General features: G+C 69.2%; 5 protein-coding genes and 1 pseudogene. All 6 read right to left on the bottom strand.

Annotated features, from left to right (window positions below; all coding sequences use genetic code 11):
- Nucleotides 1-2: 2 nt before the first annotated feature.
- Nucleotides 3-6,854 (bottom strand): polymorphic toxin-type HINT domain-containing protein, encoded by a 6,852-nt coding sequence (locus tag OG927_RS29355; RefSeq protein ID WP_330321058.1) that lies wholly within the window; start codon nt 6,852-6,854, stop codon nt 3-5.
- 138 nt (nt 6,855-6,992) lie between these two features.
- Entirely contained in the window at nt 6,993-10,640 is a 3,648-nt protein-coding gene (locus OG927_RS29350; RefSeq protein WP_157862848.1) for a LamG domain-containing protein, read from the bottom strand.
- A gap of 23 nt (nt 10,641-10,663) precedes the next feature.
- On the bottom strand, nt 10,664-12,235 hold the full coding sequence (locus OG927_RS29345; protein ID WP_274923055.1) for a VCBS repeat-containing protein: 1,572 nt from the start codon (nt 12,233-12,235) through the stop codon (nt 10,664-10,666).
- A 279-nt stretch (nt 12,236-12,514) separates the two neighbouring features.
- Entirely contained in the window at nt 12,515-14,032 is a 1,518-nt protein-coding gene (locus tag OG927_RS29340; protein ID WP_330321057.1) for a VCBS repeat-containing protein, read from the bottom strand.
- A 404-nt stretch (nt 14,033-14,436) separates the two neighbouring features.
- Nucleotides 14,437-14,637 (bottom strand): annotated as a pseudogene (locus OG927_RS29335) (transcriptional regulator); the annotation flags it as partial.
- Between the two features lie 303 nt (nt 14,638-14,940).
- Nucleotides 14,941-15,579 (bottom strand): ScbR family autoregulator-binding transcription factor, encoded by a 639-nt coding sequence (locus OG927_RS29330; protein ID WP_330321056.1) that lies wholly within the window; start codon nt 15,577-15,579, stop codon nt 14,941-14,943.
- Nucleotides 15,580-16,122 lie beyond the last annotated feature (543 nt).

The raw sequence follows: 16,122 nt of genomic DNA, 5'->3' as shown, positions 1-16,122 counted from the left end.
GCCTAAGTGTGCGGGAAGCGGTTCATGATGGCACGATAGCCACCCTCTGTCATGCCATCCAGTATGACAGCCCCATTTCTCCAGCCAGAACTCCGCTTGGGGCCGCTGGTCTTGTCCCACCAGTTGATGTGCACACCCTTGGGTGATTTTGGATCAAAGTCCATCCTCCAGCCACGCAGCCCATCCGGGCTCTGCATTCCCGAGTAGACCTTGTCCTTCATGGGCCCCAGTTCCTGCTTGAACGGAACTGCGTCATCCCCCAGGCCCGCCTGTGCCCTGGCTACGTCACGCCCCTCGTTCAGACTGTTCACATGAACGTGGTCTTCATCAATAAGACCGCAGTTGTGAACCAGGACCGGCGTAGCCCCCGCCGCCACGTAGTACGTGTGTACCCCGGACACCGTCAGGTCGTGGGTCCGCTGACGCTTCTCGAAGTAGCGGGTTTCCGCGAGGGTGACCGTGTCGCCGTCCCCCGTACGCAGGGTCATGCCGGGGCGCAGGTCCCCGGCCTCGATCCAGCGGCCCTCGGAGACTGCCCAGAACGGGTGGGTCGTCGTCGAAACCAGGGATTCCTGTGCGCCGGATTCGTTTCGCATCGCAAGGTCGACGAAGTGCTTGTCGTCCTCGGTCACGATCGTACCGACGACCTCACGCAGGGTCGTCTCGCCGGTCTCGGGATCGGTGACGGTGACCTTGTCACCGAGCTCGACGTCCTCGATCGGCTTCGTGGTGCCATCGGCGAGCAGAACCTTCGTGCCCGGAAGGAAACTGTGGTTGGCCGGCTTGACCGGGCAGGAACCGTCACCCTTCTTGAGGGCGGCGGCGGCCTTCTTCTTGGCCGCGGCCAGTGCGTCCTTGGCCCTGGCCACCCCGTCCTTCGCCTTGCTGACCGCCTTGCTGGAATTCCACAGGTCCTTGACGCCGCCGACGAGGTCGCCGACCAGTCCGACCACTCGCTTGGCGAGTCTGGCTCCCTTGGCCCAGTTCCACGGAGCGCCGTACTTGGCCAGGATCTTTCCGGCGAGACCTCCTGCGAAGCTGCCCGCGATGTTGAGCAGCGTCTCGCCGCAGGCACCCATGTCACCGCTGGAGACGCAGTCGAGCGCCGCGTCGACGCCGAGGATGTCCCGGGCAATCTTGACCAGGGCCTTGGCCGAGGACTTGATGCGCTGCTTCGCGGCGGACTGCTGGCCCTGCGCACCCGCCAGTGCGGCACCGGCCTCGTTGGAGTTCTGCTCGGCCTGCTTCACCGGGTCGGACTTCCCGCCGGTGACCGGCATGCCTCCCCGGCACTCGATGAGCCCTTGCATGCACTCGGGAATGGCCATGCCGCTCGGGTCGGCATGGGTGACCGGGCTGTTGTTCGCGTAGGCGTATCCGTTGATCTGCTGCGGTTGTGTGTAGTCGATCAGCGGGTCGACGGAGATGAACTTGCCTATGGCCGCGTCGTATTCACGAGCGCCCAGGTGGGTCAGGCCGGTCGACTTGTCGATGGTGCCGCCGACGAAGCCCTTTTCCCCCGGCCAGCTGCCGGTGGCCTCACCGCGCTCGACGCCGTAGGGGTCGAAGCGGCGCTGGGTGACCGCGCCGGTCGCGGAGTCGATCGCGAGTTCGCCCGTGCCGTGATGGTCGGATGCGAGGAAGGACACCTTGCCGTCGTTCGCCCGAATCGCGACCGTCTGACCGGCGTGCCCGTAGTAGCGCGTGGCTTCCTTCTTCGTGCCGTCGGCCGAGAGCTTGAGCTCCATGCCGGGCAGGTACACGGTCGTGCCCGTGGAATCCTTGCGCTGGACCCGGCTGCCGTCGCTGCCGTACAGGTAGGTCGTCTCGGAGCCGTTGGCCTCCTTCGCCTTGGCGAGCCTGCCGGTTGCGGTCCATTCCAGGATCTGGGCGTTGCCGCCGATGGTGCGCTTGGTGGCGCTGCCGCTGTCGTCGTACTCGTAGGTGGACTGACGGTCACCCGTAGGAGTGCTTTCGACGGCCTTCGTCACCTGGTGCGGACCGTCGCCGAGGGCTCCGGCACCACCGTAGGTGTAGTCGCGCGTGATGTTCTGTGCTGCGTCGAGGGCCGTGTCGTGCACCGTCTCGGACGTGCGGTTGCCGATGGCGTCCGTGGTGTACGACTTCCAGTACGGCGCCGGGCCGCCCAGTGGGTTCGCACCCGGAGCGGCCTGGCATGCCGTCGGTCCCGAGCCCTCCACCGGCGCCACAGATCCGGTGGTTCCACTGCCTCCTGCGTTCGCCACGGTCGATGCCGGACTCCATGCCTCGGCCAGGCGCTGGCGCGCGTCGTAGGCGAAGCACTGAACATCAGGCTTGGCCGAATTGGCCGTGTCCGAGATGGAGAGGACGTTTCCTGCCTGGTCGTAGGAGTAGTTGGACTCCTTGGCCGGTGCGGACGCCCCGGCCACATCGACCACCGAGCGGGTCAGCCTGTCCGTACCGGTCTCGTAGTCGAAGGTCTGCCAGACCTTCTTGCCGCTCCCGGTGGAGAGCTCCAGCTGCTGGACGTGGCTCTCGTCGGAGTAGACGGTGCCGGTGACATAAGGGGTCGAGCCCGTCAGCGTCGTCGGACGCTGCAGGGAGTCGTACCCGGTGACCAGCACCTCGGCCGGCAGGTCCCCTGCCGCAGGCAAGCCGCTCGACTGGACGGTGCCGTCGCGGTTGTACGCCGAGGTGAAGCTGTACGTGCCGGCGAGCGAACCCTGAGATGCGGGCACCACGTAGTTCGTCTGCAGCGGGCGGTAGAAGTCGTCCATCGTCTGGACGACCGTTCCGAATGACTCCGTCGGAGAGATGTGGCTGATGTCGGCCCATGCCTGGCCCAGCAGACCGGCCTTGTCGTATCGGGTCTCCGTGAGCCTGGTGCCCGTGGTGGGCTCGCCTTCCCAGGTGGACAGGGTACGGCCGAGCTTGTCGTAGACCGTGGAGAGCTTCTTGCCCCGGCCGTCCGTGGACGAGACGGGACGGTCGAGCGCGTCGTATTCAGTGGTCGACGTACCCGCGTCCGGATCCACGCTCTTCGTCTTGCGGCCCAGCTGGTCGTACTCGTAGCGCCACACGTTGCCCTTGGCGTCGACGACCGTCTCGAGCTCGTTCTTCGGCGTGAACGTGTACTTGGTGACGTCGTAGCCCGACAGAGGGTTCGGGGAGGCCCCCCGGTAGTGCCAGATCTCCTTGGTGTTACCCGAGGCGTCGTTCACCGTGGTGGTCGGAACGCCTCCGGCCGGCGGGTCGACCGTCGTCCGCTCCCCGTCGTACGCCGTCGTGGTGCGCCACTGCTCGACACCGGAGACCGCCATGATCTGTGCAGTCGAGCGGCCGAGACCGTCGTACTCCAGCAGACTCTGCTGACCGACCTCGCCGTTGTGGACGATCAACAGCTCGTCCGACGCGACTCCGGCAGCGTTGTACGTGGCGTTGGTCTTCTTGACCTTGCCGCTGCCGTCGTAGAAGGAGTCGGCAACCATGCGCGTGCCGCCGGGGCCCTCCGTCTGAATCTGCCGCGGCCGCAGCAGACCGTCGTACAGCTGGTACTCCGCGCCGTAGGAACCGTCGTTCTCGATCTTCTCCGTCTTGATCGCGACGACCTTGTCGCGCCGGACGTTGTACGAGTACTTGATGCTCGGGGTCTGGGTCTTCGCGCGGTCCGGGAGCCAGACCGAGGTCAGGCGGCCCAGGCCGTCGTAGGCCAGGTCGGTGCGCTTGCCGTTCGGGTCGGTCTGGCCCGCCGACATGCCCCACGCGGGGGCGTAGTCGGTGGTCGTGACGTGGTTCAGCGCGTTGGTGCTCTTGGTCTGCGAGATGAGGCCGTTGACGTCCGTGTACGCGGTCTTCGTCTCCGCCAGGTTCGCATCCTTCTGCGACAGCGGGCGGCCGAAGGCGTCGTAGGTCGTCGTGCCGGTGACCTGGTAGGTGCCCGTGGTTCCGTTGTGAGCGGTCAGACGCTCGGTCTTCGTGGCGTCGCCCTTGGTCGGGGCCTCACCGAACGCCTTGCCGTCGTACGAAGTGCGCTCGTCCGCGTGGACCTGTGTCTTGCGGTCCGGGGTGGCCGAGCACTTGACGCCTACCGACTCGCTGCGCGAGGGCAGGGTGAGAAGGTTGGTGGCGGTGTTGTCGACGTACCACGTGCGGACACAGGTGTCGTCAGTGGTCGTGGAGACGTCGCCCTGATCGTCGACCTCGACAACGCGGCCGGTGCCCTTCGTGGTGTCGTACTTGGTCGTGACCTTCGACTCGCGCCAGGTCCCGTCGGACAGCAGGCTGAAGCCGCGCTCGACATCGGAACGCACGATCACCGCATGAGTGGTGCCCCAGCTGCGGGTCTGGGTGGCCGTGGTGTATTTCCAGGGCGTACTGATCGTCCTGGAAACGGCCTTGGTTCCGTCGTAGGTGGTGGCCTCCAGCTGGTGGCCGGTGAACTCCTCCGAGGAGGTGTACTCCGCACCCGTGGAGTCCTTGACCTTCACCGAACGGGTCCCGCCGTCCGGGTCCTTGTCGCCGTCCATGCCCTGCAGATACGTGTAGTCGATCCGCGAGGTCTGCTTGTCGGCGCTGCCGCTGGTCACCTTGACCTTGCCGTAGCCCTGCCAGCCGCCCCACGTGAGGTACTTGTCCTCCGTGATGCCGTCCGGCTTCGCCTTGCGCCAGGCCGCGTCACCCTGGTAGTCGTAGCGGGTGACGAGGCTGTCGCCGCCTCCCGTGCGGTCGGTCTCGACGATCTCGGCGACGACGTACTTGTGGAACCAGTCCGTGATCGGTTCGACCGTGCCGGGCGGGGCCCACTTCACCGGGTAGCAGCGCTTGGCCGACTCGCCCGGCTTGGGCAGGGCGGCCTTGGTGCAGTCGGTCGCCGCGTAGTTGACGTCCAGCTGCGCACCCGTCTCGCTGAGGACTGCCGCGAGCCGGAAGCGGTGGAAGGGGGCGATGTTGTCGCCGATGGCGTCGACGCGGTTGACGAGCTGCTCGCCGTAGAGTTCGAGCGTCGGCAGCTTCGCCGCCGTGCCGACCCGGCCCTCGTGGTCGATCTTCGACAGCCAGAGGGTCTTGGAGTCGTCACCGTTGTCGGTGAACAGGTGGGTGAAGGTCCACGCGTCCACGTCCTGGTACTCGGTGGCGTTCTTGCGCATCTGGGTGGTGATGCCCGTCAGTCGCTTCGTGGTCCAGAACGTCTGGCCCACGGTGCACTTGGTGGACGCCTTGCACTCCTGGTCGACGGGGGTGTCCGGCCAGTACTTCGCGTTCGCCTTGGTCCGCTTGGACTCCGCGCAGTCGAAGTCGTCGGTGGGCAGGCAGCGTTCGGCCACGTCGAACACGACGCGGGCGGGTGCCTTGGCCGCGTAGGCCTGGCCGTCGCGCTGGCCGTAGTCGACCCGCTTCAGGTAGCCGCCGCGGTGGTAGGCGGTGCCGTTGACGTCCGTCTTGCCGTTGAGGGCGTAGTGGTTCGTCTCAGGAGCGTAGAAGTAGGACATCACGTTGCCGTGGGTGTCCTTGACGTGGTCCAGGCTCCAGCGCCAGGCCTGCTTGCAGTGGGCGCTGGTGAACGTGGCGTTGTAGCAGGGCTCGCCGGAGTCGTCGCCGAAGACGGGCACGGTCCAGGTGGAGTCCGTGGTCTCCTTGCCGTCGGTCCAGCCCGGGAGGCGGTTCAGCCCGAACCAGTACTCCGTGCCGTCGGCGGTGGTGACCTTCCAGTGCTCGCCGTCGTTGTCGCCGTTCGTCGCCCCGGTCAGCTTCTCGACCTTGGTGCCGTCGTCGGACGAGAACTTCCAGTCACCGGTCTCGTCGTCCTTGATGAGTTCGGACGAGCTGCCGTTGAGCATGATCGTGGCGTTGTCGAAGGCCCAGCACTGCTCGGCCGACGTGGAGTGCCCGTCGTCGGAACACGGCTTGTAGCGGCGCTCGATGTACCCCGGGTCGTACGAGAAGCCCTCACCGACCCAGGAGCCCTGGTTGTTGGTCACCGAGGTGCGGCCGTCGGCGGACTGCGAGGAGTAGCCCAGCCCGATGCTCGGCGACTGTCCACCCGGTGTGGGGACCGTGCGCAGCGGATAGCTCCAGCTGAAGCCTCCGGACGAGTTGGCGACGCTCCAGCTCGCGGACGGGGCGAGCGCGGTCGCCTTGTAGCTGCCCTGGGCGGAGGACGGGCCCGCGGCGAGGGCGACGAGCGGTGCCGCACTCGGAGCGGCCTTCGCCGTCATGGCCGAGGCGGGTGCCGCGGTGGCCTGGACGTCGGCCGAGACGGTGCGGTCCTCGGCGTCGTTCACCGTGGCGAGGGGCCTGGCCTGCTCCGGGCAGGCCTTGCTGCCGGGGGTCGCCACGGCCGCACAGGCGGGGAGCTGGACGAGCTGCAGGCGGGCCCCGTAGTCGCCGCCGTACGCGTCGGCGAACTTCGCGTAGTCCACGGAGAGGCGGACCTTCGCGGCCTTCACCGCCGCGTCCGTGCGCTCGACGCGCATCAGCGCGCCGGCGCCGATGGCCGCCGCCCGCTTCGCGGGCAGTACGGCGACCTCGACCTCGGCCGGACCGGCCGGCTGCACGGTCTTCTTGGACGTCTTGGACGTGATCGCGGTGACCGCGACGGGCAGCCCGCCGACGGTCTCCTCCACGGGGGACGTGGTGGCCACGGCGACCTTCGCGCTGCCGCCGGCCGGCCAGACAACCTCGTCCAGCCGCTTGACGGCGGCCTTCCTCGCCTCGTCGGCAGGGCGCTTCTTCGCCTGCGCGTCCTTACCTTCCACGGGATCGCCGAAGTCCTGGACACCAGGCCTTCCGCGTCCTTCCTGACCCGGCGCCGACGGCACGGCCTGGACTGTGCTGCCGGTCAGGGCGAGGGTGATTCCCAGGGCGGTCGCCATGAGCAACCGCCCGGGTAGGCGCCGGTTCAACAACCGGCCTCTGAATGCCATCACGTGTCTCCGCACGTAGTGAGGGATGGGACTGAAGCGGGCGGGTGTGCCGGTTCCGCTGGGAACCGGCACACCCGCCCGGGGGGATCACATGTTCGGGAGCGGTGTCCCGTTGGCCATCTGCTGGATCGCGGTCCGGTCGGCGGCCCCGCTGTACACGCGGACCTCGTCGATGGCGCCCGCGAAGTACTCGCTGCCGCCGCCGAGGGCCGAACGGCCCACCTGCAGTGCCCCGGTGGCGCCCCAGAGGGTGTCGTCGGTGCCGTGCGCGATGTCGGCCAGCTGACCGGCCACGTACAGCCGGATCTCGTTGGCGAACGCGTCGTAGACCACGGCGAGGTGCTGACCGGCCATGTCGACGTCCGGGAGCGTCTGGTCGTCGGTGAAGGTCTTCACCGTCGCCGACGCCGAGTCGGACTCGGCGACCGCCAGTTCCCACGTCGAGGAGGACTCCGCGTCGGCGGCGGGCCGGTAGCGGACCGCGAGCCGGTTGGCGGCCGCGCCGGGCAGCGAGAGAACCGTCTGCGGCACGGTCGCGTCCAGCGTGGTGAGCTGCACGCGGGCCGTCGCGGTGAAGCTGGCCGCGCCGGTGACGGGAGCGGTGGCCGTGGACGCGTAGTCCCCGTCACCGTCGAGCACCAGGTGCCCCGCGCCGACCATCGGGTACGGGCCCTCGAAGTACGGATCGTCCGTGGGCGCGTTGTAGATCGAGGCGTTTCCGGCGAGGGTCAGCTTCTGACCGCTGCCGGTGTCCGCGGAGGCGCCTGCGGTGGCAGCGTCGAGCTGCCAGTAGTTCATGCGGTTCGGCTTGACCGTCATCATCTCCGCCACCTGGGCGGCGGGCAGGACGCGGTCGAAGACACGTACCTCGGCGAGGTCACCGGAGAAGTTGTCCCGGTAGCCGCTCTTGGCCGTGGTCCGGCCGATCTGGAGCGGTCCGTACGACTTCCACAGCGAGCGGCGGGAGGCGGTGCCCTTGGAGTCCTTGTTGATGTAGAGGCGCAGCTCGGACTTGGCCGCGTCGTAGACGCCGGTCAGCAGCACCCACTGGTCGGGGACCACGCTGACGCCGGTGGCGACGGCCTTCCACTGCCCGAGGGTGTCGACGTCGGTCACCGGTACGGAGAACGCCCAGGTGCCGGCGACGTGGTCGTAGCCGAGGGTGAATCCGGGCTCGCCGGTGCCGTCCTGGCTGACGACCGCCATGTCACGCGTGGGGGTGCCGTTCGGGCGGACCCAGGCGCTGACGCTGAAGCTCTCGGAGGAGTCCAGCACCGTCTCGTTGACGTCGGCGTACGCGGCGCCGGTGCCGTCGAAGCGGGCGGCCGAGTCGGCCTTGCCGCCGGGGCCCTCCACACCGAAGGTGACTCCGGTGCCGGTGTTCGCGGAGAACGCCCCTGTCTCGTCGTGGGCTTCGGTGCTCGACGGTTCGTCGGCGAGGTTCCACTGGCCGGCGACCGGGGTGCCCTCGGTCACCAGGAACTCGTAGTGCGCCTTGGTGCTCGGGTTCTCCGCCTTGTCGACGGCGATGACGTCGACCCAGTGCCGTCCGGACCGGGTGGGCATCCAGTTCACAGTGGCGGGCCCGCCGGGTGTGGCGGCGTCGACCGTGGTGGCCGGGGTGGCGGTGCCGTCGAACGCGTACCGGTACTTCACGATGTCGGTGTCCGGCACCGAGTCGTTCGGGTTCGGCGCGAAGGTGAAGGAGCCGTAGGTGCCGACGCCGTCGTGGTAGACGGAGTCGGACGGGTACTGCTTGGACAGTACGTTCGGCTTGCCCGGCAGCGTCTTGTCGAACATGAACTCGCAGCGCACGGAGTCGCCGTCGTAGCTCCAGGGGCCGTATCCGTCACCGTCGTAGGCGCGGGCGCTCCAGTAGATGACGGTGTTCTGCGGGATCGACGACTTCACCGTGTGGGTGAACTTGGTTCCGGACGTGGGCGCGAGCCAGGACGGAGTGAGGTACGAGTAGGTCTTGGCCTCCTTGGTGACCGGGTCCGTCCAGTCCACCTTGAACTCGACCTTGACCTTGTCGGTCAGGCCGTTGCCGTGGTCGGGGTCGCTGGCCACGGCCTGCAGCTGCGGCGGCACCTCGGAGTACGGGCGGCCGGCGCCGCTGGTGCAGACGCCTCCCGGGTTCTGCGAGAGCGTCGTGATCTTCCGCGGGAGGTTGTTGTAGCTGATCGACAGGTAGGCGTTGCCGCAGACCCGCTTCCACTCCGGGAGGCGGGACTCGTCGGCGGCCCGCAGACCCAGCGTCATGGACGACCAGCCCTCGGCCGCCGCGGTCTTGACCTCGGTGGTCAGCTCGCCGCTCGCGCCCGCCTCGAAGTGCAGGTTGGCCTGGCTGGAGCAGCTCGTGGGCGAGATGGCCTTGTCGACGGTACCGATGTGGTCGGTCCAGTCGTCCGAGGTGTTGGACCAGCTGGAGGAGGAGGTGATGCTGTAGTTCTTGCCGCCGATGCGGTACAGCCGGATCGGTTCGGCGGTCGGCGAGGCGCTGTAGATGTGCTCGACGCGTGCGGAGAACGTCGCGCCGAGGATCTGCTTGCCCTTGTAGAACGACATGGGCATCGTGAAGAGCGTCCGGCGCACCCCCACGCCGTTGCAGGACACCGGGCTGTAGTCGGTGGGGCACTTGCCGACGCCCGCGCTGCCGGAGTACTTCCAGTCCTGTTCGCTCGGCATGCCGGACATCACGCCGGTCCACGCGGTGCGCGAGGTGGTGCGCTGGATCGGGTCGATGACGACCGGGAAGACGGTGTCGTCGCCCCGGAGCAGCTTCTGGTCGGGGACGAGGGACAGCTTGCCCTTGCCCACCTCGATGCCCAGCGGCGAGGTACGGCCGCCGCCGCCGGGACCGGCCAGGGCCGCCTTCGGCGCGACCGCCGGGGCGGGCGCGGCGTCGGCGGCCGCGGCGGCGAGTGCCTTCGACACGGCCTTGGGTCCCTGGGCCCTGGCTGCGGCTTCCTTCACCGCGGCCGAGTCCCACATGACGGGCTTGCCGGCCTCGAAGACGGTTCCGCCGACGGCCGCGTCCTCGGCCCTGATGGCGCCGGAGGCGTCCTCCTCGACCTTGAGTCCGTCGGTCCTCAGACCCAGGTCGAGCCGGGCCAGCCGCGGGTCGGCCGCGGCCTCGGGGGTCTTGACGACGAGGAGGTGGCCGAAGCCGTCCGCCTCGGCGCGCACCGTGAGGTCGACACCGGGCAGCGCCTCCTTGTACGTGGCCGTGTCGCCGTCGAGCGAGGGGGCGGGCAGCTTCCCGTACGGCCAGGTGAGGGCCATCTCGCGGCCCGCCTGGTTCATCGTGACGAACGGCTCGCCGGCGGTGCCGTCCGAGAAGGACAGCGCGACCGCCGCGGCCTTCGGTGAGACCGTCCCGTCGGCGTGCCGTACGAGTGTGCGGTCGATGTCGACCCACGTGCCTGCCTGGAAGGTACGGACGGGGTCGGTGTACTCGCGGGCCGTGAAGGTGCCGTTCGGTTCGGCGTAGATCTCACGGCGCGAGGTGCGCATGCCGAGGATCTCGACCTTCTGGCCGCTCTTCTTGGCGACGGTCAGTGCCTCGGCCTCGGTCTGCACCGGCTTGCCCGCGGCGGCGATCGAGGGATCGGGTGCCGCCTCGGGGGCGGGGCCCTCCGACTGGGCGCTCAGGATCCCGGTCATGACCGCGCCGGCCACCACCGCGGCGAGCGCGCCGCGCAGCACAGGGCCGCGTCGTATGCGTCTGGACATGTGTCTGTTCTCCAGGTCGTTCATCAACGGGCCACGGCTCCGAACGCGACGTCGCCCGTGGGGACGCCGTCCCAACCGGGTTTGAAGGTGCGGGTGGGCGTGCCGCCGGACGCCACGTTCCAGCTGAAGGAGTGGACGGCGTGTTCCGCGGCGGGCCCGTAGGGCATGCCCACGTACAGGGCGGACGGGGTGGCGCCCAGGCTCATTCCGGCGAGCTGCCGGGGTGCGGGCTCTCCGGGGATGCCCCAGCCCGGGTCGATCCAGGTGTCGGAGGCACCGGCCGCGCCGACGAGCGGGAAGATCTGCACGCCGCCCTTCTCCATGTGCTCCTCGGAGGACTCCTCGCCCGGCACGCCGACCGCCAGCCGGACGGTGGTGGCCGAAGCGGTGCTGTTGGGGGCGGTGTTGACCGCGGCGAGGCGCTGCCCGAAGAAGTCCCCGGCCTCGGTCGCCTCCTCGGCGTCCGCCGTGTTCTGGTCGAGCCAGTAGACCTGCGTGAAGGTCCCGGAGGCCGTGACCCGGAAGACCTGGACGGCCCCCGCGTCGACCGTCGTGGACAGGTCCTCGCCGGGGACACCGACGGCGAGCAGGGACTCGGTCGTCGAGGTGGCCCCCGAGGGCCGGTAGGGGACCATGGCGAGCGCGGTGCCGAAACCGTCACCCGCCTCCTCGGCTCCCTGGATGACGTCCTGGTCCTGGGCCAGGCCGACCAGCGGCTTGGGGAGGCCGGAGACGAGGGTGTGGCTGAAGACGGCGACTCCTCCGGCGAACGGCACGGTGCCTATCGCCTCTCCCGGTGCTCCCACGGCGAAGTGGGTCGGGGTGGCCGCGAACGACGAGCCGAAGCGGTCGTCCACCTCCATCTCCCCCGGTACCGGCCCGGCGGTGGTGGTGTCCTGGTTGTTGCCCACGGCGGTCGCCGCGTCGGCGGAGAGGTAGTAGAAGACGCCGGCGTCCTCGATCGTGCCGAGTGCTTCGCCGGGGGCGCCGATCAGCAGGTACGAGCTTCCCGCCGCGGTCTTCCCGCCTGCCAGGGCGTAACCGACCCAGTCGCCCGTCTCCGGACCTCCGCCGAGCGACGCGGTCGCGCCCTGGAGGTGCTCCCTGACCGCCTTACCGCCGCCGGGCCCGGCGGCCGAGCCGTAGACGATCTGGACGAGGCCGGCGTCACGGGCCGTGTCGAGGTCCTCGTACGGGATGCCGACGGCCAGGTCGCTGCAGCCGTCGGCGTCGGCGTCGTAGACGGCGAACGAGAAGCCGAACCGGTCGTCGGGCTCAGCAGTTCCCGGGACACCGGCCGTCTCCTGGGACAGTTGCACACTGCCCTTGTCGCCTCCGTAGACGATGTGGACCACGCCGGCCCCCGGAACGTTGTTGACGGCGGCTTCGGGGTCGGCGATCACCGTGTCCCTGACGCCGTCGCCGTTGAAGTCGGAGTCCACGCCCGAGCATCCGGCGGCCAGGGCGGTGGCGGGTGCGGTGAAGGGCGCCCCCGGCCCGAACCCCAGGGCGAATGCGGTCAGGACGACGGCACTTGCGGCGAGCGCTGTTCTTCCTCTTGCCGTGCGTCGCGGCGGGCGCATCGGACTGGTCACAGGAATGGTTCCTCCCCTGGTCGTTCCGGCTGTTCGGCCGGTGGTCCCCGAAGCGGGATCGGGCATGCCGGTCCCGCCGTCCCATGACGGTGGGGACCAGCACGCATGGGTGTGGCGGATGTGGACGGCGCACCGCCTTCCGCGCCGGTGCGTGACCCGGCGGAGCGGTGCGCGGACTGCGCGGCCGTGCGCGGTTCGTCGCGGCGTCGCCCGCGGGGCACCGCGGTCACCGATGGGTCGGGCGTACGACGTGCGTGCCGTACGCCCGATCGCCCCCGGTCAGCTCACCTGCGCGCCGAAGGCGACGCCGTCGGCCGGTATGCCGCCTTCACCCGGGCGTCGGCTCTGCGTGGGTGCGCCGCCGTTCGGGGTGTTCCAGGGGAACGCGTGGACGGCTCTGTTCTCGGCGGGGCCGTAGGGGATGCCGACGTACAGCGACGACGGGCTCGCGCCGAGACCCGTACCCGTGAGCATCCGGGGTGCGCGGACGGCGGGAATGCCGTTGCCGGGTGAGATCCAGCTGTCACCGGCGCCCGGGGCACCGAGCAGCGGGAGGATGTGCACGCCGCCCTCTTCCGGGTACTCCTCGGTCGACTCCTCGCCGGGCGCCGCGACGGCGAGGCGCATCGTGGCGGCGGTGCCCGTGACCGTCGGAGAGGTGTTGACCGCGGCGAGACGCTGTCCGAAGAAGTCGCCCGCCTCGGCCGAGCCCTCGACCTCGGGCTGGTTCTGGTCGATCCAGTTCAGGTGCTGAAGGGTTCCGTCCGCCTTGATGTGGTACGTGTGCACGGCTCCGGCGTCCACCGTGTCGGCCAGATCCTCACCCGGTACGCCGACTGCGAGAAGCGAGTCGTTGTTCGCGGTCGAACCGGCGGGGCGGTACGGGGCCATGGCCAGCGAGAGGCCGTACTGGTCTCCGGCCTGCGCGGTCGTGTCACCGCTGCCGCTGCGGCCCTGGCCCATGCCGAAGAGCGGGGCCGGGATGCCGTCCGTGTTGATCGACGGCCGGAAGGCGATGACGGCTCCGGCGAACTCCACGTTCTGGGACGTGGTGGCGATGGACTCACCCGGCGCACCGACGACGAAATGACGGTCCGTCGCGGCGATCGACGCGCCGAAGCGGTCGTTGGGCTCGGGATCCTCCCAGACACCCGCCGAGTCCTGCGAGACGTGGGCCACGTTGTATCCGGTGCCGTAGACGTGGTGGAACATCCCCATGTCCTTGCCCCCGGCGCCATCCTCTCCGGGGGCTCCGATCACGAGGAAGGGGATACCACTGGCGGATGTGCCGGCGGCGACGGCGTATCCGACCCAGTCCTCCGCCTCGTATCCGCCGCCGAGCTTTCCGTCGGCTCCCTGGCGGAAGCCGATGGTGCCGAGCCCTCCGGAGGCGATGCCCGTGGGCGAGCCGTAGATGAGGTGGACGAGTCCCGCGTCCTTGACCGGTCCGTCCGCCACGTTGATGTCCTCGAACGGGATGCCCACGGCGATGTCGCTGCAGCCGTCGAGGTTGGCGTCGTACACGGCGTACGAGAAGCCGAACCGGTCGTCGGTCTCGGCGCCGTCCGACACGTTCGGGGAGTCCTGCGACAGCAGGAACGTTCCCTTGTCGCCCCCGTAGACGATGTGGATCTGTCCGGCACGTTCCTTGCCCGAGACCGTGGCCTCGGGGTCGGCGATGACCGTGTCGCGGATCCCGTCCCCGTTGAAGTCGTGCTGCGCTCCCGCACAGCCCGCGGCGGCGACCGCTTCCCCCGCCGGCAGCGCTCCGGGACCGAGCAGCGTGAATGCCGCCACCAGTGTCATCCCGGCCGCCACTCGGCCGCCCCGTCTGTCCCAGCCCACCATCGATCCAGTCCCCCCCTGCGGCACGACGCTCATCGAGCGTTCGTGACCTCCCAGTTGCCCCCGCTCCTGGTCGGTTGTCGTGCACGCGGCGGCGAAGTACCCCACTTCACCGCCCCCGGTCCGGGGACCAGTGATGCACTTCGCATGATCGACAGAGGCGGGACGGGACTCTGCCACGGGTCTTCAGACCTGCGCAAGAACACATGTCCGACATGAACTCATCAGCAACGATCATGACTTGGTCACATCGGATTCACAGACGGGTCATGGATTCGCCACAAAGAGCCGTGATCGCCCGGACCGTCACAAGGCGGTGCGGCCACCCCGTCTTCCGGAGTCCCGGCGCAGGCCGGCCGGGCCGGAGTGGGCGCTGACCGCCGGCGGCCTCTGCCCGAGAGGCGCGGACGCACCCGGTGACGCCACGCACCGAACACCTGCTCACCGTCCCGGCTTTGAAGGGTCTGCACACTGTTGCCGATCTCCCGGAGGAAGTCCGGCCCCGGGGCCACTCGCACCCTCGCCAGGTCCTCCGGTGTGAAGTGCACCCGCAGCACGGTCGCTCCATCGAGAGGTGACGGCGTGCGCCGAGCCGTCGAGGGCCACGCCGTCGGGAGTGGCCGACGCGCGCGCGGGCGGCACGGTCTCCGCCGCGGCACCACGTGCCGGGCTCCCCGGTGCCGGTCCCTGCTCCGGCTCGAGACCTCTCCGGCTCTGGATCCTGCTCCGGACAGCGTATCCGCGGACAGCGGGCCAGGCACGCCATGTCCAGGACAAGATCTCGGGTCCCGGCGCGGGCCCCTACCGGATCACTTGAGGGCGTGGAGGGCGTGCCCCTCCAGTGGGCCACGGGCCGGGGCTCACAGCTGCACGGGCGTCCGTGCCCGCGCACGGGCGAGCAGAGCAGCGGGGTCCGGTTCCGCCTGCAGGGAGTTCAGCATCAGCGTCCACCACTGGTCCAGCAGCTCCCTCCAGTCACGACGCCCGCCGGGCAGTTCGTCGGTCAGCGTGCAGATCCCGAAGAAGGCACAGACGAGTGCCACCGCCGCTGCGGACGGCTCGATGCCTGCCGCGAGTTCACCCCGTGCGCGGGCCTGGGCGAGAAGCCGGGTGGCGGCCAGGGCCCAGGCGTCGAACGGCGTGGGCACGGCGGCCTCGATGCCACGGCGTTCCGCCCACAGCCGGGCGCCCGCCCGCGCCACGACGTCCTCGCGGAGGGACCGGGCGATGCCGAAGCTGAGGACGACCAGCTTCTCGAGGGGCGGGATTCCGGGCGCGGCATAAGGAGCAAGCATCTGCGGCCAGGTGGCGAACTGCTCCCGGACCACGGCCAGGGCCAGATTCTCCTTGCTGGAGTAATGGAAATAGATGGCCCCGCTGGTTTTCCCCGAGTGATCACTTATGTCATTGACACTCGTTCCCGCATATCCCCGTTCGACAAAGAGATGTGCTGCCGATTCCAGCAGTATTTTGCGGGTTGCACGAGCCCTGTTCTGCACGTCGGTTCCACCTTCGCTCACACGTACTAGCGCCACGATCGGAGATTCGGGACCCTCCCCACGGAGGGCACAGTCGCATCGCGCGAAGATCTTATTATTCGTCACCCCTGCACGCACGGCCGACCGTTCACCCAATCCACCGCCCCGATGGGGAGAATCGTTTCGTGTGCGTGTGACGACTCCAGCGCGAACGACGTCACGAGGGACCTGAAGCACCGTTCACCAGGCCCGTCGACCGCGTCCCGGGGCACGGCCATCCCCGTCTCGGCCCTCCGCTCGAGCGCCGGCCGCCCGGCACCGGGACTTTCTCATGCACTCGAATTGGTGATTGCGGTAATTGCGGGCGTCAAATTAACGTAACCGTCACGATGTTTTCGGCTCCCGCCGAAAGCGGTGAACGACGTCCGCCATCGGCGCACTCCTTCACGTCCCCGTGGTCGCGAAACGCGCGACATCGCTCGCCTCTGTCTCGCGAGTGCATCACCCCCATCCCGGCACCCGCCGACACCTCACCGTTCGGCGCCACCTCCGAGAACGGCAGTT

Origin of the sequence: Streptomyces clavifer, from assembly GCF_036345975.1 — a bacterium.
Taxonomy (GTDB): Bacteria; Actinomycetota; Actinomycetes; order Streptomycetales; family Streptomycetaceae; genus Streptomyces; species Streptomyces clavifer.
This window is presented reverse-complemented; position numbering and strand designations above follow the sequence as displayed.